This is a genomic window from Nocardia sp. SSK8, assembly GCF_037034205.1.
Lineage (GTDB): Bacteria > Actinomycetota > Actinomycetes > Mycobacteriales > Mycobacteriaceae > Nocardia.
The window spans coordinates 39,767-59,667 of sequence record NZ_JBAGKD010000012.1; the positions used below are offsets into that span (position 1 = coordinate 39,767).

At 69.2% G+C, this 19,901-nt stretch carries 18 protein-coding genes; 9 read left to right on the forward strand and 9 right to left on the reverse strand.

The genetic code is table 11. The features are described 5' to 3' along the window. The first annotated feature begins 181 nt into the window (after positions 1-181). From dusB to phoU, 3 genes are all read left to right on the forward strand, one after another. Positions 182-1,345 carry a tRNA dihydrouridine synthase DusB gene (gene dusB, locus WA675_RS21135; RefSeq protein WP_442945688.1) on the forward strand — a complete coding sequence of 388 codons (1,164 nt, stop codon included), beginning with the start codon at positions 182-184 and terminating at the stop codon, positions 1,343-1,345. Between the two features lie 184 nt (positions 1,346-1,529). Continuing rightward, a complete protein-coding gene (locus WA675_RS21140) occupies positions 1,530-3,569 on the forward strand; it encodes an LCP family protein (protein WP_336086428.1) in 2,040 nt (679 codons plus the stop codon). A gap of 74 nt (positions 3,570-3,643) precedes the next feature. Beyond that, a complete protein-coding gene (gene phoU / locus WA675_RS21145; RefSeq protein WP_278264710.1) occupies positions 3,644-4,306 on the forward strand; it encodes a phosphate signaling complex protein PhoU in 663 nt (220 codons plus the stop codon). A 179-nt stretch (positions 4,307-4,485) separates the two neighbouring features. Here the strand turns inward: phoU and pstB are convergent, their stop codons facing one another. The 6 genes from pstB to WA675_RS21175 form a co-directional block, all read right to left on the reverse strand. Next, entirely contained in the window at positions 4,486-5,262 is a 777-nt protein-coding gene (gene pstB / locus WA675_RS21150; protein WP_336086429.1) for a phosphate ABC transporter ATP-binding protein PstB, read from the reverse strand. A gap of 19 nt (positions 5,263-5,281) precedes the next feature. After that, positions 5,282-6,187 carry a phosphate ABC transporter permease PstA gene (pstA, locus tag WA675_RS21155; RefSeq protein ID WP_336086431.1) on the reverse strand — a complete coding sequence of 302 codons (906 nt, stop codon included), beginning with the start codon at positions 6,185-6,187 and terminating at the stop codon, positions 5,282-5,284. Next, positions 6,187-7,161 (reverse strand): phosphate ABC transporter permease subunit PstC, encoded by a 975-nt coding sequence (gene pstC / locus WA675_RS21160; protein WP_336086433.1) that lies wholly within the window; start codon positions 7,159-7,161, stop codon positions 6,187-6,189. The genes pstA and pstC overlap by 1 nt, the downstream gene beginning before the upstream one ends. Positions 7,162-7,255: 94 nt before the next feature. Then, entirely contained in the window at positions 7,256-8,365 is a 1,110-nt protein-coding gene (gene pstS, locus WA675_RS21165; RefSeq protein WP_336086435.1) for a phosphate ABC transporter substrate-binding protein PstS, read from the reverse strand. Between the two features lie 292 nt (positions 8,366-8,657). Next, entirely contained in the window at positions 8,658-9,563 is a 906-nt protein-coding gene (gene mshD / locus WA675_RS21170; RefSeq protein WP_336086437.1) for a mycothiol synthase, read from the reverse strand. 5 nt (positions 9,564-9,568) lie between these two features. Beyond that, positions 9,569-10,333, reverse strand: coding sequence for a winged helix-turn-helix transcriptional regulator (locus WA675_RS21175; protein WP_336086439.1), 765 nt, complete (start codon positions 10,331-10,333; stop codon positions 9,569-9,571). Between the two features lie 158 nt (positions 10,334-10,491). Between WA675_RS21175 and WA675_RS21180 the strand changes: the two genes are divergently transcribed. The 6 genes from WA675_RS21180 (at position 10,492) to WA675_RS21205 (ending at position 14,451) form a co-directional block, all read left to right on the forward strand. Then, on the forward strand, positions 10,492-11,334 hold the full coding sequence (locus WA675_RS21180; protein ID WP_336086441.1) for an LmeA family phospholipid-binding protein: 843 nt from the start codon (positions 10,492-10,494) through the stop codon (positions 11,332-11,334). Next, positions 11,331-11,765 (forward strand): thioredoxin family protein, encoded by a 435-nt coding sequence (locus WA675_RS21185; RefSeq protein ID WP_336086442.1) that lies wholly within the window; start codon positions 11,331-11,333, stop codon positions 11,763-11,765. Before WA675_RS21180 ends, WA675_RS21185 begins: the two co-directional genes overlap by 4 nt. Before the next feature lie 278 nt (positions 11,766-12,043). Further along, on the forward strand, positions 12,044-12,514 hold the full coding sequence (locus WA675_RS21190; protein ID WP_336086444.1) for a DUF4395 domain-containing protein: 471 nt from the start codon (positions 12,044-12,046) through the stop codon (positions 12,512-12,514). A gap of 31 nt (positions 12,515-12,545) precedes the next feature. Further along, positions 12,546-13,379, forward strand: coding sequence for a sulfurtransferase (locus WA675_RS21195; protein WP_336086446.1), 834 nt, complete (start codon positions 12,546-12,548; stop codon positions 13,377-13,379). A 4-nt stretch (positions 13,380-13,383) separates the two neighbouring features. Further along, positions 13,384-13,689, forward strand: a complete 306-nt coding sequence (locus WA675_RS21200) for a DUF1416 domain-containing protein (protein ID WP_336086448.1) — start codon at positions 13,384-13,386, stop codon at positions 13,687-13,689. A gap of 81 nt (positions 13,690-13,770) precedes the next feature. Next, entirely contained in the window at positions 13,771-14,451 is a 681-nt protein-coding gene (locus WA675_RS21205; protein ID WP_336086450.1) for an FABP family protein, read from the forward strand. Between the two features lie 340 nt (positions 14,452-14,791). Here the strand turns inward: WA675_RS21205 and cydC are convergent, their stop codons facing one another. The 3 genes from cydC to cydB form a co-directional block, all read right to left on the reverse strand. After that, positions 14,792-16,603, reverse strand: a complete 1,812-nt coding sequence (gene cydC, locus WA675_RS21210; protein WP_336086712.1) for a thiol reductant ABC exporter subunit CydC — start codon at positions 16,601-16,603, stop codon at positions 14,792-14,794. A 35-nt stretch (positions 16,604-16,638) separates the two neighbouring features. Continuing rightward, entirely contained in the window at positions 16,639-18,621 is a 1,983-nt protein-coding gene (locus WA675_RS21215; protein ID WP_442945692.1) for an ABC transporter ATP-binding protein/permease, read from the reverse strand. A gap of 248 nt (positions 18,622-18,869) precedes the next feature. After that, the gene (gene cydB, locus WA675_RS21220) at positions 18,870-19,898 is read right to left on the reverse strand and encodes a cytochrome d ubiquinol oxidase subunit II (protein WP_336086455.1); all 1,029 of its coding nucleotides are present in this window, start codon (positions 19,896-19,898) and stop codon (positions 18,870-18,872) included. Positions 19,899-19,901 lie beyond the last annotated feature (3 nt).

Here is a 19,901-nt window from a genome sequence, read left to right on the forward strand (position 1 = left end):
GAGCAGCGCAAACCCCGAAAACGGGCCCACGGGCGATATCGATCACACCGGCTGGTTTTCGCCGCCGAAGCGCTCGCTGGGCCAGGTCGGGCCGCGACACCGATCAGCGGCGACGCGTCCCCTGCTCGGTGTGACGGACGGTACGCGGGTAATTTCGGCTGCTACCTCGGGCAATGAGACAATGGCGTGCGTGACTATCACGATGCCCCAGGCCCCCGCGGCGCTGCGGATCGGGCCGTACGCGGTCGATCCGCCGGTCGTGCTCGCACCGATGGCGGGCATCACCAATCTCGCGTTCCGCAAACTCTGCCGAGAATTCGGCAGTGACACCGCTATTTACGTCTGCGAGATGATCACCGCGCGGGCGGTGGTGGAGCGCAACGAGAAGACGCTGCACATGATGGCCTTCGACGCGGACGAGCATCCGCGCTCGATGCAGCTCTACGGCGTCGACCCCAAGACGCTCGGTGAAGCGGTGCGCATCGTGGTCGGCGAGGGCTGGGCCGATCACATCGACCTGAATCTGGGCTGCCCGGTGCGCAAGGTCACCCGGCTCGGCGGCGGCTCCGCGCTGCCCTACAAGCGCAGGCTCTTCGCCAATATCGTGCGCGAGATGGTCGCGGCGGCCGAACCGGCGGGCGTGCCGGTGACGTTCAAGTTCCGCATCGGCATCGACGACGACCACCACACCTACCTCGACACCGGCCGCATCGCCGAGGCCGAGGGCGCGGCCGCGGTCGCCCTGCACGCGCGCACCGCCGCCCAGCTGTACTCCGGCGCGGCCGACTGGTCGGCCATCGCCCGGCTCAAGGAAGCCGTCACCACCATCCCAGTGCTCGGCAACGGTGACATCTTCACCGCCGAGGACGCGCTGCGGATGATGTCGGAGACCGGCTGCGACGGCGTGGTCGTCGGGCGCGGCTGCCTGGGCCGCCCGTGGCTGTTCGCTGAGCTCAGTGCCGCCCTGCGCGGCGAGCCGATCCCGGCGGGGCCCACCCTGGGCCGGGTCGGCGAGATCCTGGTGCGCCACGCCACCCTGCTCACCGAGCACGACGGCGAGGACAAGGCCATGCGCGATATCCGCAAGCACATGGCCTGGTACCTGATGGGCTTCCCGGTCGGCTCGCAGCTGCGCCGCAGCTTCGCCACCGTCTCGCGGCTGTCCCAGATCGAGGAGCTGGTGGCCCAGCTCGATCCGGCCGTGCCCTTCCCCACCGACGCGCTCGGCCCCCGCGGCCGCCAGGGCTCGCCGCAGACCAAGGTGGTGCTGCCGGAGGGCTGGCTCGACGATCCCGAGGACGACACCGTGCCGACCGCGGCCGATGTGATGCACAGCGGCGGCTGAAACCCGCCCAGGTCGCGCGGGAAAAGTCATCGGTGCGCAACGAGATCGCCAGCGGTTCGTTTGCGCACAGGAGTGGCCTCTCGTGGCGGAATCGTTATCATTGCGGACATCGTTCCTCTCCGGCCCGACCGGAGCCGGGCCGATGACGCGCAGGCTGCGCCAGAGTGAGAAGTGAGGTTCGTTGGTGGGTGACGATCGGCGCGGGCGTACGCCCAGGTCCGGAGGTCGCGCCCCCTGGGAGCGCTACCCCACGGCAGAACCCACCGAGACCGAGAGCACCGGCAGACGGTCCCGGCACGCGGACGCGAGCCCGGACTCCGGTTCCGCGCCGCTGACCGTGCAGGATCTCGTCGACCGCGTCGACAGCGAACGCACCCGGCGCCGCCGCCCGGCCCCCGGACCCGAGCCCACCTCCCGCGCGGGCCGCCGCGCCCGCGAACAGGCCCCCCGCCCCACCCCGCGCGCCGATATCGCGCCGCGCACCGAACCGTCGCCGGTCGCCGAGGACATCGCGGGCACGGCCCCCTCCCCCGCCGACCGCACCGCGACCACCGCGCTGCCCGTCGGCGTGGTCAACGACCCGACCGACCCGGTCACCGACATCCTGCCCGCCATCACCGACAGCACCGCGCCGCCCAAGCGGGCCAGACCGGCCAAGACGGCCCCCGCCGACCCGCCCAAGCGTCCCGGCGGTGCCGACCGCTCCGGCGCCGACGGACACCGCCGCAGGCAGCTACGCATGGCGGGCCGGGTCTCGCTGACCTTCATGGCGGTGCTCGCCCTGGTCATCACCGGTGGCGGCTGGAGTTATCTGCAGGCCACCAACAACGGCTTCACCCAGGTCTCGGCGCTGGACGGCTCCACCGACGATGTCCTCGACGGTGACCTACAACTCGGTGACGAGAATTATCTGATCGTCGGCACCGACACGCGCGCCGGCCTCAATGCCAACGTCGGCGCGGGAACCACCGAGGACGCAGAGGGTGCGCGCGCCGACACGGTCATGCTGGTGCACATCCCGGAGAACCGTTCGCGGGTGGTCGTCGTGTCGTTCCCGCGTGATCTGGATGTCTCCCGGCCGCAGTGCAACGCCTGGGACAACGACAAGGGCGTAAACACCGAAGAAAAGGTCGCCCCATTCATCGGCGATAAGCTCAATGCCGTCTATGCCGTAGGCGGGCCGCGCTGCCTGGTCGACGTGGTGCGCAAGATGTCGGGCCTGAACATCGGCCATTTCATCGGCATCGATTTCGCCGGGTTCGAGGCCATGGTCGATCACATCGATGGTGTCGAGGTCTGCTCCACCAAGCCGATCATCGACGGTGTGCTCGGCACCGTGCTCGAGACGTCCGGTCGCCAGGTCATCGATGGGAAGACCGCGTTGAACTACGTACGTGCACGACACGTGGTCGGCGAGGAACGCAGCGACTACGACCGCATCCATCGTCAGCAGCAGTTCCTGTCAGCTCTACTGCGCGGGGCGCTGTCGAGCAAGGTGATGCTCGATCCAGGCAAGCTGCAAGGCTTCGTGGAGGCCTTCCGCAATTACACCTTCGTCGACCGCGTAGAGACCCAGGACCTGATTCTGCTCGGCCGCTCGCTGCAGAAGGTGAGCGCGGGCGCGGTCACCTTCATCACCGCGCCGACCGCGGGCACCACCACCTACGGCAACGAGATCCCGCGCGAATCCGACATCAAGGCGATCTTCCGCGCGATCATCGACGACCAGCCGCTGCCCGGCGAGGAGACAGCCCCGCCGATCACCTCATCGACCGCCCCCGCCCCCGCCACCGAGGCGCCCAAGATCTACGCGGTAAGCCCCGGTTCGGTCTCGGTGCGCGTATCCAACGGCTCCGGCCTCGGCGGTGTCGCCAGGCAGACAGCCAACCGGCTCGGGGCCGAAGGTTTCGGCATCTACCACGTGGGCAATTACGCCCTCGGCAGCAGCGAGACCACAAAGGTCCGTTACGCCGACGGTAACGAGGCTGAGGCCGCCACCGTCGCGAGCGCGATCCCTGGCGCCACGATCGAGCGTGCCGACGATCTCGAAGGCGGCATCGTCGACTTGGTCCTCGGCGAGAATTTTGCCGGTACGGTCCGCAACCCCACCTCGGTCGGCACCGAGATCACCGGCGCCACCTCCGGCGAGCCGATCACCGCCGCCCCGGTGGCCCTGCCCTCGGATCTCGAGCACATGAACGCGGCCGACACCAGCTGCGATTGAGCAGCCACGACGCCATGCGCCATTAACCCGGCGTTGGGTGACAGCGCTGCTGGTACCCACTAGGGTCAGCTTTCATGCGTGTGATCTACAACGAGCAGATGGCCGATCTCGCCAACCTCCTCGGCGAGATGGCCGGTCTCGCCGGCCAGGCGATGGAACGGGCCACCCAGTCGCTGCTGCAGGCCGACCTCACGCTGGCCGAGCAGGTGATCGGGGAGCAGGACCGGATCTCGGTGATGATCAGCGAGGCCGAGGAGAAGGCCTTCGCGCTGCTGGCCCTGCAGGCGCCCGTGGCGGGCGATCTGCGGCAGGTGGTGAGCGCGATCCAGATCGTCAACGATGTGAACCGGATGGGCGCGCTGGCGCTGCACGTCGCCAAGGTGACCCGTCGCCGCCACCCCAACCACACGCTGCCGGAGTCGGTCAACGGCTACTTCGCCGAGATGGGCCGGATCGCGGTGAACATGGGCGCGGGCGCCAAGGAGGTGCTCGAGACCCGTGATCCCGAGCGCGCCGCCCAGCTCAACCAGGACGACGAGGCGATGGACGACCTGCACCGTCACCTGTTCACCCTGCTGATGGACCGCGAGTGGAAATACGGCGTGGCCTCCGCCGTCGACGTCACCCTGCTCGGCCGCTACTACGAGCGCTTCGCCGACCACGCCGTGGAGATCGGCCGTCGGGTGATCTTCCTGGTCACCGGCGTGCTGCCGTCCGACGAGGACCTGGAGAACTGACGCACACGCGCAAAAAGGCCCGTGCAATCGCCCGGGCCTTTTGCTGCTTGCGCACTGAACTCGCACGAACATGGGTAACTCACCGGGTACGAGCGAACCCACCCACATCCACAGTCTTGCCGCCAACGCAAACCTCCCCGCGCCTCAGTCTGGCCTGAAGTCGCGGGGAGGCGGGACAGCTAGCCGAAGCGGCCGGAGATGTAGTCCTCCGTGGCGCGCTGGGTGGGGTTGGAGAAGATCTTCTCGGTGTCGTCGATCTCGATGAGCTTGCCGGGCTTGCCCTGCGCCTCGAGGTTGAAGAAGCCGGTCTGGTCACTCACGCGCGCGGCCTGCTGCATGTTGTGGGTGACGATGACGATCGTGAACTCCTTCTTGAGTTCGGTGATCAGGTCCTCGATCGCCAGCGTGGAGATCGGGTCCAGCGCCGAACACGGCTCGTCCATCAGCAGCACGTCGGGCGAGACCGCGATGGCGCGGGCGATGCACAGACGCTGCTGCTGACCGCCGGACAGGCCACCGCCGGGCTTGTCGAGCCGGTCCTTGACCTCGTTCCACAGGTTGGCCCCGCGCAGCGAGCGCTCGGCGACCTCGTCGAGTTCCTTCTTGTTGCGCACGCCCTGCAACTTCAGCCCGGCCACCACATTGTCGCGAATCGACATGGTGGGGAACGGATTCGGGCGCTGGAAGACCATGCCGATGGTGCGGCGGACACCGACCGGGTCGATGGCCGAGCCGTAGATGTCCTCGCCGTCGAGCAGCACCGCGCCCTCGACGCGCGCGTTCGGGGTCACCTCGTGCATGCGGTTGAGCGAGCGCAGCACGGTGGACTTGCCGCAACCCGACGGACCGATGAAGGCGGTGACGCTGCGCGGCAGCACGGTCAGGTCCACGCTCGACACGGCGTGGAAACTGCCGTAGTAGATGTTCAGATCTTTGACGTCGATCCGCTTGGCCATGGGAGTTGTCCGTTCGCTTCTATCGGTTGCGGGTGAGCAGCTTGTTGACACCGGCGGCGGCCAGGTACAGCACCGCGATGATCAGGATCAGCGTGAGCGCCGCACCCCAGACTCGTTCGCGGCCCGCGGCCTCCGGGTTGGCCAGCTCCTGGTACATCATCAGCGGCAGCGAGGCCATATTGCCGTCGAAGATGTTCTGGTTGATCGACTTGCTGTAGCCGACCAGCACCAGCACCGGCGCGGTCTCGCCCATCACGCGGGCGACCGAGAGCAGGATGCCGCTGATCATGCCGGGCGCGGCGGTCGGGATGACGATGCGCACGATGGTCTTCCACTTCGGCACACCGAGCGCGTAGGAGGCCTCGCGCAGCTCGTCGGGCACCAGCTTGAGCATCTCCTCGGTGCTGCGCACGACCACCGGCAGCATCAGCAGCACCAGCGCCAGCGAGACGGCGAAGGAGCTCTGCGGCATGCCGAGGGTGGCGATCCAGAGCGCGAAGATGAACAGCGCGGCCACGATCGAGGGCACACCGGCGAGGATGTCGACCATGAAGGTGGTGACCTTGGCGAGCTTGCCGCGCCCGTATTCGACCAGGTAGACCGCGGCCATGATGCCCAGCGGCACCGCGATCACCGAGGCCATCGCCGACTGCACGATGGTGCCGTAGATGGCGTGGTACACACCGCCACCGGTCTGGTCGGGCAGGATGCCCTTCTGCGAGTTGAACCACCAGTCCGCGCTGAGGATCGCGGTGATGCCCTTGCTGACCACCAGCCACAGCACCCAGGCCAGCGGGATCAGCGCGATCACGAAGCAGGTGGTGACCAGCGCGGTCGCGAGGTTGTTCTTGACCCGCCGTGCGGTGCTGACGTGACGGAACGTCGGCGCCTTGACCGGCTTGTCGAGCAGCGTCGTGGTGGCCATCAGCCGTTCACCTTTCCGCCGGAGGCCAGGCGGGCCAGCGCGTTGACGAGGAAGGTCAGCGCGAAGAGAACGAAGCCGGCGGCGATGTAGGCGCCGGTCGGCAGCGGGGAGCTGAACTCCGAGGCCGCCGAGGCGATCTTGGAGGCGAAGGTGTAGCCGCCGTCGAACAGCGACCACTCCCCGGGCACCGCCGCGACGCGCAGCACGACCAGGACCGCGATCGTCTCACCGAGGGCGCGGCCGAGGCCGAGCATGGAACCCGCGATCACGCCGCTGCGCCCGTAGGGCAGCACGGTCATCCGCACGACTTCCCACTTGGTGGCGCCCAGGGCCTGCGCGGCCTCGATGTGGGCGCGCGGCGTCAGCGCGAAGACCTCGCGCGCGACCGAGGTGATGATCGGCAGGATCATCACCGACAGGACCACACCGGCGGTGAAGATCGTGCCACCGCCGCTGATCGAGATCCCGCCCTCGGTGTGCGAGAACAGGAAGAACCAGCCGAGCTTCTCGTTGAGGAACTCCTGCACCGGCGCGATCTGCGGCGCGAGCACGAGGAAGCCCCACAGACCGAACACGATCGAGGGCACCGCGGCCAGCAGGTCGATCAGCATCGTGAACGGCTTGCCGAGCCGCGAGGGCGCGTAGTGGGTCAGGAACAGCGCGATGCCGACGCCGATCGGCACCGCCACCACCAGCGCGAAGATCGAGCTCAGCACGGTGACCATGAACAGGTCGCGGATACCGAACCGCAGGTTGTTCGCGTCACCGGTGGCGAACTCGGTGCTGGTGAAGAAGTTCGCTTCGTTGGCCATGAGCGAGGGGACCGCGCGGATCAGCAGGAACAACGCGATCAACGCGATGGCCGCGACGATCGTCGCGCCCGCCGCGGTGGCCATCCACCGAAAGATCGTCTCGGCATTGATACGACCGGTACGACCCGCATCCGGGGTCTTGTCGATTTTCGGTTCGGGCATAGTCGCAGTATCTCCGGCCGCCCGCGGGCCCGTCGAATTCGACGAGCCCGGCGCGGTCACCTCGGGGTGCATGGTCATGGCCGATTCGGCGATCTCAGGAGATGGCGTCGATCGCGGTGGTCAGCTTGGTCTTGAACGCGTCCGGCAGGGGCACGTAACCCGAGTCGGCGAGTCCGCTCTGGCCGTTGGTGACGACCGAGGTCAGGAACGCCTTGACAGCCTTGCTGGTGTCGGCGTTGGCGTACTTCGAGCAGACGATCTCGTAGGTCGCCATCATGATCGGGTACGCGCCCGCGGCGGTGGGCTTGTAGAACGAGCTGGTGTCGAGCACCAGGTCGTTGCCCTCGCCCTTGATCTTCACGCCGTCGATCGAGGCCGCGGCGGTCTCGGCCGACAGGGCGACCGGGTCCTTGCTGGCCGAGGTGATGATCTGGGCGATCGAGAGGTTCTGCGCCTTGGCGAAGGACCACTCGTTGTAGGTGATCGAGTTCTTGGTGCTGGCGATGGCGGCCGAGGTGCCCTCGTTGCCCTTGGCACCCTCGCCGACGCCACCGTTGAAGGTCTTGCCACCGCCCTTGCCCCACGCGCCGTCGGAGGCCGCGTCGAGGTAGAGCTGGAAGTTGTCGGTGGTGCCGGACTCGTCGGAGCGGAAGATCACGGCGATCTTCTCCGACGGCAGCGTCGCGTTCGGGTTGAGCGCCTTGATCTCCGGGGCGTCCCAGGTGGCGACCGAGCCGTTGAAGATCTTGGCGGCGGTCGGGCCGTCGAGCACCAGGTCGGTGACGCCGTCGATGTTGTAGGTGATGGCGATCGGGCCGAAGACGGTCGGCAGGTTCCACGCCGGGGCGCCGCAGCGGTCCTGGGCCTTGGCGGGCTCGTCCTTCTTGGAGCTCAGCGGGGAGTCGGAGCCACCGAAATCGGTCTGGCCGCCGATGAACTCGTTGACACCAGCGCCCGAACCGGACGAGGTGTAGTTGAGGGTGAAGCCGTCGCAGTTGGTCTCGTACGCGGCGACGAAGCGCTCCATGGCGTTCTTCTGCGAGGAGGCACCCGAAGCCTTGAGTGCCTGCTTGCCACCACATTCGATGTTGGTGTTGGCGACGGTGCCGCCCGCGGTGCTGTTGTCATCGCTGCCACAGGCGGCCAGGGTCATCGCGCCGACGGCGACGGCGCCGACCAGGGCGCTGGTGCGCTTGAAGTTCACTTTTCCTCCGACATTGCTGACAACTCGCTCGGTCCCTCACCGGCCCGGGCGAGTAGGGCGATGCGCGGCGCGGACAGCGCGCACATCAGGCGACGACTGTGCCGCCCAGAAGAAACGTAAGGTCGCACGGTTGACAGTTGGCCCGACGCGGGTGAACGGAGAATGAACAGCCCGGCGCCAACAGGATCACGGATGTGACGTTTGCCCTATTTTCACCGCGTGGTACCCGCTCAGCCGCGCGTTATTCAGCCACGACGCGGAATTCACCGTTGCTGTGAGGTGTCTCGCACTCTCACGCGCGGGCGTACGCGACGTCCACATGCGCCGGGGCGAAGCCGAGTTTCGTGTAGGTGCGCACGGCGGCGGTGTTGTCGGCCTCGGTGTAGAGCAGCACCTCGGTGAGCCCGGTGTCGTGCAGGTGGCGCAGACCGGCCAGGGTGAGCAGTCGGCCCAGGCCACGGCCCTGCGCGGCCGGGTCGATGCCCACCACGTAGACCTCGCCCGCTGGCGCGGCGTCGGGGTGGGCCTTGGTCCAGTGGAAGCCGAGCAGGCGGTCGGGATCGGCGGCGTCGAAGGCCAGGAACAGCCCGTTCGGGTCGAACCAGGACTCGGCGCGGCGGGCGGCGATGTCGCGCTCGGTCCAGCCGCCCTGTTCGGGGTGCCAGGCGAAGGCGGCGTTGTTGACGCGCAACAGTTCGGCGTCATCGGCGGGGCCCGTGTAGGTGCGCAGGACGAGGTCGTCCGGGACGGTCAGCTCGGGTAGCTCCGGGGTAGCCAGCGAGCGGCGCATCTGCCACAGTTCGCGGGCGGTGGCCAGGCCGAGGCGGGCCGCGAGGGCCTTGGCGGCGGGCAGGTCACCGTGTGCCCAGACCCGGGCGTCGTCGCCGCCCTCGGCCAGCGCGGCGCCGACGAGTTCGGCGCCGATGCCCGCCCGGCGCGCGGCCGGGTCGACGGCGACTTCGGCCATGGCGGGGTGTTCGTCATGCGCCGCAACGAGATTCGCGTAGCCCACCAGTTCGCCGTCGCGCTCGGCGAGTAGATGGCGGGTCGACGGGTCGGATTCGGCGAGGGAGAGCACGGCCTGCTCCGAGACCGGGGCGACCCCGTCGGCGGTCTTGGCCCGGTCGAGCAGCGCGCGCACCAGGGCGGCGGTGTCCTCGTCGACCCGATCGGTCCAGGTCGGATTTGCTGCGCCCATCCTCGCTACACGCTGCCGTTGTTGACCGGTGGTGACAGCGGCGCCTCGTCGTTGTCGACATCGTCGTCCGGGAAGCTCACCGCATCGCCCTTGGCGGGGGTCCGGGCCGGGCGCACCGCCTTGTAGCCGACATTGCGCACGGTGCCGATCAGCGACTCGTACTCGCTGCCCAGCTTGGCGCGCAGGCGCCGCACGTGCACGTCGACGGTGCGGGTGCCGCCGAAGAAGTCGTAGCCCCACACCTCCTGCAGCAGCTGGGCACGGGTGAAGACCCGGCCCGCGTGCTGGGCGAGGTACTTGAGCAGCTCGAATTCCTTGTAGGTGAGATCGAGCGGGCGGCCGCGCAGCCGCGCGGTGTAGGTGCCCTCGTCGATCACCAGCTCACCCAGGGTGATCTTGCCGGTGTTCTCCGGGCTGGCCACGCCACCGTTACGGCCGACCAGCAGCCGCAGGCGCGCGTCGAGTTCGGCGGGGCCGGTGCCGGGCAGCAGGATGTCGTCCAGGCCCCAGTCGGCGTTGACGGCCACCAGACCGCCCTCGGTGAGCACCGCGACCACCGGCACCGAGGATCCGGTGCTGCCCAGCAGCCTGCACAGGCCGCGCGCGGCGGCCAGATCGGTCCTGGCGTCGACCAGCGCGACATCGGCGCTACCCGCCTCCAGCAGCGAGGACACCTCGGTCGGCGCGGGCCGCACGTTGTGCGCCAGCAGCGCCAACGACGGCAGCACCGCGTCCGGGTTGGGGTCGGAGGTCAGTAGGAGCAGCTCCACCGGGCTCTCCTCCTATCTCGTGGCTGTCGCGGACGACAGCAGCCGCGTAGCTACGTCGCCGAAACACAGGTCAGTCGTGTGCAACATTAGCGCCTGGAAGGCCATGACCTCGCACCATGTGCCCGAGCCGATGTGTCGGCAGCTATAGAGTCACCCCCATGCGCAAGCTGATCATCGGGCTGCTGTGCCTGGCCGGGTTGGCGGTGGTCATCGATTTCGGCGCCGCCGCCTACACCGAATACGACGTGTCGCGGCAGTTGCGGGCCGGAGCCGAACTGTCGGCCGACCCCGAAGTGACCTTCCACGGTTTCCCCTTCGCCGCCCAGGCCATGAGCGGCCGCTACGACGAGGTCACCATCCGCGCCCGCAGCATGCGCCCGGACATCCCCGGCGAGATCGGCATGGAGGCCACCCTCAGCGGCCTGCACGCCCCGATCGGCCAGCTGCTCGACGGTGCCGCCCGCAATGTGCAGGTCGACCGGGTCGACGCCCGCATGCGCATCGAGCCGACCGAGCTGGGCAGGCTCTTCGGCATCCCCGACCTGCAGGTGCACACCCGTCCCGCCGACAAGTCCGACGGCACCGGCGGTTCCGGCGGCTCCGGCATGACCACCGCGGGCGCGCTCGTGCTCACCGGCACGCTGGCCACCGCCCCCAACGGCCGCGTGCTCGGCACCGGGGTGGTCCCGTCCAGCACCAGCACCCGGGTGCCCGTGCAGGTGCAGGCCGATCTGCTGCTCGACGGCGACCAGGTCCGCATCCAGGCCACCGGCTTCTACCGCGACACCAGCGGCCCCACCGACACCACCACCACGACCAAGAACGAGATCCCCGAGGCCGATCAGGCGGCGGTGCTCGAGCGCTTCAGCCGTACGATCGATACCAAGGAGTTGCCGTTCGGTGTCACGCCGACCGAGGTGTCGGCGCTCGGCGGCCAGATCGTCGTCGAGGGGATCGGCCGCAACGTCACCATCGACCTGGACCGATTGCAACGCAGATGATCGAACTAGCCATTCTCGCCGCCGTGGTGGTGGCCGCCGTCGTGGTCGGGCTGCTGCTGCGGCGCGGTCAGGGCCGGGTCCGCCCGGCCACCCTTGACCCGCAGACCGAACAGCGCGCCCGCCTGCTCGGCGCGGCCGGGGTCACCGGTTCGGCGCCCGCCGTGCTGCACTTCTCGGCCGACTGGTGCGGCCCGTGCGACGCGGTCCGCCGCGTGGTCGCCGGGGTCACCGCCGACCTCGCCGAGTCCCCGAACGCCCCGCGTGACATCGAGATCGACATCGACGCCGACCCCGCGCTGGCCAAGGAACTCAACGTCCTGTCGCTGCCCACGACCTTCGTCTTCGACGCCGAGGGCAAGGAGCGTTTCCGCATCTCCGGCGTGCCGAAGGCGGGCGATCTGCGCACCGCCCTGGAACCGCTGACGGTGTGATCTGACTCCCGGTTCCGGGGGGCCGGGACATTTCCCGGGCGGACCGGGTAAACTACTCCTCGTGCAATCCGACCACGAGCTGATGCTCACCCGACGCCGCACAGTTGACCTGTGTCGCCTCGGTGGTTGTTGCTGCCTGTGCCGCTGATCGGTCGGCATCTCGTTTCCCGAGATTCCTGACGCCGACCTCTGTTCGCCGCGCGAGTGATCGTCTAGATCCCCCGGCGAACTGGCAGATCCGAAGTCAACAGACTCATCTCAGCGCAGGAGTTCGCACCATGACCACTTCCCTCGATGCCACACCACGTGTCGATGTCCGCGGGCCACGCTTCGTGGCCTGGGTGACCACCGGCGTGCTGGTACTTGTGCTCGTCGCCGCCGCCTTCTCCCCCGTCGCCGCCGCGATCCTGATCGGCCTGCAGGCCGTGGTGTTCGCGATCGGCGCGTCCGGCGGCCCGGCCAAGCACCCCTACGGCCGGATCTACGCGGCGTTCGTGGCGCCGCGGCTGGGTCCGCCCACCGAGACCGAGCCAGTGCCGCCGCTGCGTTTCGCGCAAGCGCTCGGCTTCGCGTTCGCCGGTCTGTCCCTGCTGGGCTTCGCGCTCGGCTCCCCGATCGTCGGCGCGGTGTTCGCCGGCTTCGCCCTGTTCGCGGCGTTCTTGAACGCGGCGTTCGGGGTCTGCCTGGGCTGCCAGATCTATCCGCTGGTGGCCCGCTTCCGCCGGTCCACTGCCCCGGCACCGAACTGACCCCCTGCAAGTCATCTCTGAAAGGAACAACATGGCTCGCTCCGATGTCCTGGTCTCCGTTGACTGGGCCGAAGAGAACCTCAACGCCCCCGGCGTCGTCTTCGTCGAGGTCGACGAGGACACCTCCGCCTACGAGGGTGGCCACATCGAAGGCGCCGTTCGCCTCGACTGGAAGACCGACCTGCAGGATCAGGTTCGCCGCGACTTCGTGAACCAGGAGCAGTTCTCCGACCTGCTCTCGGCGCGCGGCATCAGCAACGACGACACCGTCGTGCTGTACGGCGGCAACAACAACTGGTTCGCCGCCTACGCGTACTGGTACTTCAAGCTCTACGGCCACAACGACGTCAAGCTGCTCGACGGCGGCCGCAAGAAGTGGGAGCTCGACGGTCGTCCGCTCTCGCGTGACGCGGTCGCGCGCCCGGCCACCCAGTACAAGGCCGCCGCCCCCGACACCTCGATCCGCGCCTTCCGCGACGAGGTCATCGCGGCCATCGGCACCAAGAACCTCGTCGACGTGCGTTCGCCCGACGAGTTCTCCGGCAAGATCCTCGCTCCCGCGCACCTGCCGCAGGAGCAGAGCCAGCGTCCCGGCCACATCCCGGGCGCGATCAACGTGCCGTGGAGCAAGGCGGCCAACGAGGACGGCACCTTCCGTTCCGATGCCGAGCTCGCCGAGCTCTACAAGGATGCGGGCCTGGACGGCGAGAAGGAGACCATCGCCTACTGCCGCATCGGCGAGCGTTCCTCGCACACCTGGTTCGTGCTGCAGGAGCTGCTCGGCCACCAGAACGTCAAGAACTACGACGGCAGCTGGACCGAATACGGTTCGCTCGTCGGTGCACCTATCGAGTTGGGAGCGTAATTCCATGTGTGCAGCACCTACCCAGGGTCAGGCCATCCCGTCCGGCGTCGACGTGGAGAAGGAGACGGTCATCACCGGTCGTGTCCTGAGCACCGACGGCCAGCCGGTGGGCGGCGCGTTCGTGCGTCTGCTCGACGGCAACGGTGATTTCACCGCCGAGGTCGTCGCCTCCGGCACCGGTGACTTCCGCTTCTTCGCCGCGCCGGGTTCGTGGACCCTGCGCGCGCTGTCCTCGTCGGGCAACGGCTCGGCCGAGGTCCGCCCCGAGGGCGCGGGCATCCACTCGGTGGACGTCGCGGTCGCCAAGTAGTACCGCCGCACAGCGGCCCTGGTAGATCTCCTACCAGGGCCGTTTGCGTATCCGTCGCCCGGGCTGACTAGACTTTCGGTCGTGGTCTCATCTTCCGATCCGGCCGAGCAAGCCAGTGACGTGACCGACGCGGCCGCCCCGCGGCGCAGCGGTGACGAGGCGGTCAATGTCGCCGCCGAACGAGCCAAGGAAACCGGTGTCCGCAACATCTCGGTGCTGCCGGACCTGCCGCTGCCGCCCGATACCGCGAATCTGCGCGAGGGCCCCGATCTGAACCACGCGATGCTGGCGCTGCTGCCGCTGGTCGGCGTGTGGCGCGGCGAGGGCGAGGGCAACCACCCCACCGAGGGCGACTACCGCTTCGGTCAGCAGATCATCGTCTCCCACGACGGCGGCGACTACCTGGCCTGGGAATCGCAGACCTGGAAACTCGACGCCGAGGGCGCCTACGCGAGCCCCGATCTGCGCGAGAGCGGCTTCTGGCGGGTCGGCACCGACGGTGACGACGAGATGCTCGAACTCCTGCTCACGCACAGCTCCGGCATCGTCGAACTGTTCTACGGCACCGCCCGCACCCAGTCGTCCTGGGAGCTGGCCACCGACGTGGTGATCCGCAGCCAGTCGGGCGCGGTCGTCGGCGGCGCCAAACGCCTCTACGGCATCGTCGAGGGCGGCGACCTGGCCTATGTCGAGGAGCGAGTCGACGCCGACGGCGCCCTCGAACCCCGCTTGTCCGCCCGCTTGCAGCGTTATATCGGCTGATCCCGTTCGCCGAAGGCCCCGTACACCGTGCGGGGCCTTCGCCGTGTCAGCCGGAAAATGGAGCGACCCCCGAGCCATTCGCGGGGTTCCGGAGAACTCCGCGACCCGGTCGGATGGGCCGGGGGCTCGGGGGTCGGGTGACTGCTTGGGATTCGCTCTCAGCGCACCGCTGGGGGTGATCCCACAGTGGGGCTGCTAGCGGGCAGCCACCTCACGCATCCGTTGAACATACATTCTTCAGACCACCTCCTCTCTTGTGTACTGATGAATCTATCGGGGTGCAGCGGGGTCGGCAATTGATTAAATCGCCGCTCTGACCTGGGTGGATTCGCGATCTCGGTCAGGCATTGCGGTGGGCTGCCGGGTCGATGTGGACGATGCCGGTGGATGTCACCGTCACCACGGCGTCGGCGCGGTGACCGGCGGGGAGCTGGTGGGTGACCACGACGACCGTGCGCTCCGGGCTCACCAGGTCGCTGTCCGCGTCGAGCAGGTCGCGCAGTAGACGCTCGCCTTCGGCAGCGTCGAGGTGCTCGGTCGGCTCGTCGAGCAGCAGGGTGTGCGCCGGGGAGACCAGGGCCCGCGCCAGCAGGATCCGCCGCCGCTGCCCACCCGAGACCGCCGCCGCTCCTCCCGTGAGCGTGGTGTGCACGCCCTTCGGCAGTCCCGCCAGCCAGTCGCCGAGACCGACCGCGCCCAACGCCTCCTCGGCCGCCTCCTCGGTGAGATCACCCCGCGCGACCCGCAGATTCTCCAGCAGTGAGGTGCCGAAGAGGTGCGCGTCCTCGGCGAAGAACGTCACCCCATCACGCGGTGTATCGAACAACCCCGCCCATTCCATCAACAACGTCGTCTTCCCGGCCCCGCTGGGCCCGACCACCACCACCCGCCGCCCCTCCGGCAGGTCAACCGCTGATCCGACGGGATCAACCTCCGGATGGGCGGTACCGGTGGCCGCAGTGCCTCCAGCGGTGGTGGTGCCGCGCTCGGCGTTCTGGAGGCGGTGGAGTGCCGCGCGGGAGGTGGTGAGGGTGGTGGCCGCCGTGGGGAGGGCGGCGACGGCTTCGAAGGCCGAGAGGGGGACCAGGACCAGGATGGTGAGGGCCATGGGGGTCATGCCGCCGGGGAGGCCGCCGGTGGGGCCGTAGGCGGCGATGCCGACGAGGAGGGCGCCGAGGGTGCTGACGCCGATCGAGAGCGGGGTGGCCGCCGCCGCCCAGGCGCTGTGCGAGGCAGCCTTGTCCTCGGCCGCCACCGCCCGCCGGGAGGCGTTGTCCGCCTGCTCGAGCGCGGCATCCAACCGGCCCGCGACCCGCAATTCGGCGGCGTGATCGAGCACCGTCATGGCCTCGGCCGTGAACTCGCCACGATCCGCCCGCACCGCCCGCTCGGCCTCCCGCCCCGCCACCGCCGACAACCACGGCGCCAGCACTCCCGAAACACCCAGCGCCACAGCCAGAATCACCGCCGCCAGCGGCGAGATGATCGCGATCAGCCCGACGGCCGCCACCGACAACACCACCGCGACCGCCACCGGCACGAACACCCGCACCACCACGGCCCCGAGATCATCGATATCGGCCCCCACCCGAACAAGCACGTCCCCACGCCGCAATTCCCGCCCACTCCCAGCAGTCACCCCACCCTGACCACCGAACATGTCCGCATGCGGCGACGCACGACTGCCCTCGCGCCCAGGTCGACCATCGCGCCGACCAGCCGCGTCATCGGCTGCCGGACCCAGCTCGGCGGCTCCTGGCAGCCCGATCGTCCGGCCTGCGACCGCATCGCCGGACACGGTCCGGCCCGACACGTGGCTGAGGACGCCCGTGGCGCGGTCGGGATCGCGCCACCACCAGATGTCCGAATGGGCCAGTGTGCGATAGACACTGGTGCGGGCCGAGGTCATCGCCCGCAGCGCCACATCGTGCGTCGCGAGACGTTCCAGATACCGGCACAACCCCCGTGAGATCCCGAGCGCCCGCACCGCCACCACCACCACACTGAGATCCAGCACCGGCGGCATCTGCCACGCCCGCGCGATCAGCCACGCCGCCAGCGCGGCCAACCCGAGCCCACTCCCCAACGCCACCACACCCCACGCGACCGCCACCGCGACCCGCCACGGCGACAACGCGAGCAGTCCCCACATCTCCCGAACATCCGACACCAACGCCCCACGCCCACTCACGACAACCCACTTTCACCGGGACCGAAGCCTGAGACCGGGCCCGCGTTCACCCGCACCACGACGTCGGCGGCCGCCAGGACGGTGGGGCGGTGGCCGACGATCACCACGGTCGCGCCGCGCGCGGCGATGTCGCGGAGGGCGGTGAGGACGCGGTGTTCGCTGGCGGTATCGAGGTGGGCGGTGGGTTCGTCGAGGAGCAGGATCGGGCGGTCGGCGGCGAGGACGCGGGTGAGTGCGAGGCGCTGGCGCTGGCCGAGGGAGAGTCCGGTGCCACCCTGCCCGACGACGGTGTTCCAGCGGTCCGGGAGTTCATCGAGGACTTCGTCGAAACCGGTTGCAGCGCTGACATGTTCGAGGCGAGCAAGGTAGTTCCCGGATCGCCGACCCGTGCCAGTCGCATCGCCGTCATCGACCTGGGCTCCGAGCAACTCGACGTTCTCCCGCAAGGTCCCCGGCACCAGCACCGGCCGCTGCGGCAACCACGCGATCCGCCCCCACCAGCGCTCGGAATCGAGCGCACGCACGTCCACCCCGTCGACCAGCACGCTCCCGCGATCGGCCTCGATCAGCCCCAGAATCGCCTGGAGCGTGGTCGATTTCCCGCAACCGTTGGGGCCGGTCAGCACGGTCACCACGCCGGGCACGAGTTCGGCGTCGAGCCGATCCGGCGCCGCACCCGACCGCGCGGCCAACGTCAACCCACCGAGGGTGATCACCGAGCCCGTTCGCGGCACCGGAGCCGTACCGGCAACAGCAGTGCCCGAGACCAGCGCAGCGCCAGCCTGCGTCACCGGAGCCAGCGGATCGGAAGCGCCGTCGGACCCGCACACCGCAGCCGAGGGACTATCGCCACCGCGTCGCTCGTCGACCTGATGCCTCGAGGCGGAACCACCGACTATCGCGTCCGACGCCGCATCGCGGTCTCGATCGGCAGACCCCGGCGCGGGACATCGCCTTCCCGCTCGCACATCGCCGACCGGCACCGGGTGCGGTTCCAATACCGCGAATGCCTTCTCAGCGGCCGCCATCCCGTCCTGCGCCGCGTGGAACTTCTCCCCCACCACCCGCAGCGGCCAGTACACCTCCGGCGCCAGGATCAGTGCCACCAGCCCGGCGTACAACGTCATCTCCCCGTAGACCAGGCGCAGGCCGATGGCGACGGCGATCAGGGCGACACTCAGGGTGGCGAGGCTTTCCAGCACCATCGAGGACAGGAAGGCGATGCGCAGGGCCTTCATGGTGCGCTGGCGAAGTGAATCGCCCAGGGCGCGGACCTGATCCACCATGGTCGGGCCGGTGGGGCCCTCGCGGCCCAGGGCGCGCAGGGTCGGCATTCCGGCGAACAGGTCGAGGATCTGGTCGGAGAGGCGGGTGGTGGCGGCGAGGGTCGCTTCGGCGCGGCCCTGGGTGAGCAGGCCGATGAGGATCATGAAGATCGGGATCAGCGGGACGGTGATCACGGCGATCAGGGCGGAGGTCGGGTCGTGGAACGCGATGACCACCAGCACGATCGGCGGGACGAGGCAGGCCAGCAGCAGGGCGGGCAGGTAGCCGGTGAACCAGCCGCGCAGGCCGCTGAGACCATTGCCCACCACGACCGCGATCTCGGTGCGCCGCGCGTCGAGCTCGCGCGGCGGCAACTCGGCCCCGGCCCGCAGCACGGCGTTCTCCAGCTCCGCCACCACCGTGCTGCCCGCCCGATGCGCCAGCCGCGCCTGCCACCAGCTCGCCGCCGCCCGCACCGCCACCGCGACTCCGAGCAGCACCAATTCGGTCGTCCACGAGGCGAATTCACGCTTGGCCGGATCGGTGATCACCCCAGCGAGCACCCGCCCGAGCAGCAGCGCCATAGCCACGATCGACCCCGTGATCACCAGCGCGAGCCCCACCGCGATCACCAGATGCGGCCGCGCCGACCGCGCATACCGCCACAACCGTGGATCGATCGGCTTGCGCCCACCATCCGGCCGCGCCGACACCGGCTCACCCGCCCCGACATCAACGCGCCCGGGCACCCGCTCACCCGCCCCGGCACCAACGCGCCCCGACACCCGCTCACCCGCCTCGGCACCAACCGGCGCAGACCCCGCCGCACGGCCACCGGATCGCTGCCCCGCGCCGCGCCGATCCTCGACCGACCGCGGCGGTCTCCCACCCGGCTCGCCGACCACGCGTCCGCCCGTCGACCCCTTGTCGACCGAATCGCGATCCACCGGGCCCACCGGGGTCAGTCCTTACCGGTGAACGGCAGCCCGATCGGCGCCGGAATCTGCTCCACCCGGATCCGCTGACGGAACACCCAGTACGTCCAGCCCTGGTAGATCAGCACCACCGGGGTCGCGAACAGGGCCGCCCAGCTCATCACCTTCAGGGTGTAGGGCGTGGAGGAGGCGTTGTAGACGGTGAGGTGGAACAGCGGGTCGATCGTGGAGGGCAGCACGTTCGGGAACATCGAACCGACGATGAGCACCGTCGCCGCGATCACCGTCAGCGTGGTGCCGACGAAGGACCAGCCGTCGCGCCCGGCCGCGTTGGCGGCACCGGCCAGCACGAACCCGGCCACCGCGAGGGCCACCATCGCCCAGGTCCAGCCGGTGCCGTAGGCGAGCTGGGTCCACAGCGCGAACCCCCCGACCACCACCGCGGCGGGCACCAGCAGCAGCCGGGCGACGCGCTGCGCGTCGGCGCGCACGTCACCGGCGGTCTTGAGCACCAGGAACACCGCGCCGTGCAGGGCGAACAGGATGGCCGTGGCCAGGCCGCCGAGCAGCGCGTAGGGGCTGAGCAGGTCCCAGACCGAGCCGACGATCTGCTTGCGCTCGTTCAGCGGAACCCCGCGCACCATGTTCGCGAAGACCCAGCCCCAGGCCAGCGCCGGAATCCAGGACCCGATCCCGATGCCGATATCGCACCACTCGCGCCACTTCGGGTCGTTGATCTTGCCGCGGTACTCGATCGCGCACACGCGCAGGATCAGCGCCACCAGCAACAGCAGTAGCGCCAGATAGAAGCCGGAGAACATGCTCGCGTACCACTCGGGGAAGGCCGCGAACAGCGCACCGCCTGCGGTGATCAGCCACACCTCGTTACCGTCCCACACCGGGCCGATGGTGTTGAGCACCACACGCCTGCGGGTGTCGGAGCCCTTGCCCAGGATCGGCATCAGCATGCCGACGCCGAAGTCGAAGCCCTCCAGCACGAAGTAGCCGGTGAACAGCACGCCGATCAGTACGAACCAGAATTCCTGCAGATTCACGGC

Excerpts from the sequence above, each read along its gene's own strand:
- WA675_RS21180 (WP_336086441.1), top strand. The coding sequence starts at position 10,492 with ATGCGCAAGCTGATCATCGGGCTGCTGTGCCTGGCCGGGTTGGCGGTG.
- pstA (WP_336086431.1), bottom strand. The coding sequence starts at position 6,187 with ATGGCCACCACGACGCTGCTCGACAAGCCGGTCAAGGCGCCGACGTTC.
- WA675_RS21185 (WP_336086442.1), top strand. The coding sequence starts at position 11,331 with ATGATCGAACTAGCCATTCTCGCCGCCGTGGTGGTGGCCGCCGTCGTG.
- cydC (WP_336086712.1), bottom strand. The coding sequence starts at position 16,603 with ATGTGGGGACTGCTCGCGTTGTCGCCGTGGCGGGTCGCGGTGGCGGTC.
- WA675_RS21200 (WP_336086448.1), top strand. The coding sequence starts at position 13,384 with ATGTGTGCAGCACCTACCCAGGGTCAGGCCATCCCGTCCGGCGTCGAC.
- pstC (WP_336086433.1), bottom strand. The coding sequence starts at position 7,161 with ATGCCCGAACCGAAAATCGACAAGACCCCGGATGCGGGTCGTACCGGT.
- mshD (WP_336086437.1), bottom strand. The coding sequence starts at position 9,563 with ATGGGCGCAGCAAATCCGACCTGGACCGATCGGGTCGACGAGGACACC.
- WA675_RS21195 (WP_336086446.1), top strand. The coding sequence starts at position 12,546 with ATGGCTCGCTCCGATGTCCTGGTCTCCGTTGACTGGGCCGAAGAGAAC.
- dusB (WP_442945688.1), top strand. The coding sequence starts at position 182 with ATGGCGTGCGTGACTATCACGATGCCCCAGGCCCCCGCGGCGCTGCGG.
- pstB (WP_336086429.1), bottom strand. The coding sequence starts at position 5,262 with ATGGCCAAGCGGATCGACGTCAAAGATCTGAACATCTACTACGGCAGT.
- phoU (WP_278264710.1), top strand. The coding sequence starts at position 3,644 with ATGCGTGTGATCTACAACGAGCAGATGGCCGATCTCGCCAACCTCCTC.
- WA675_RS21190 (WP_336086444.1), top strand. The coding sequence starts at position 12,044 with ATGACCACTTCCCTCGATGCCACACCACGTGTCGATGTCCGCGGGCCA.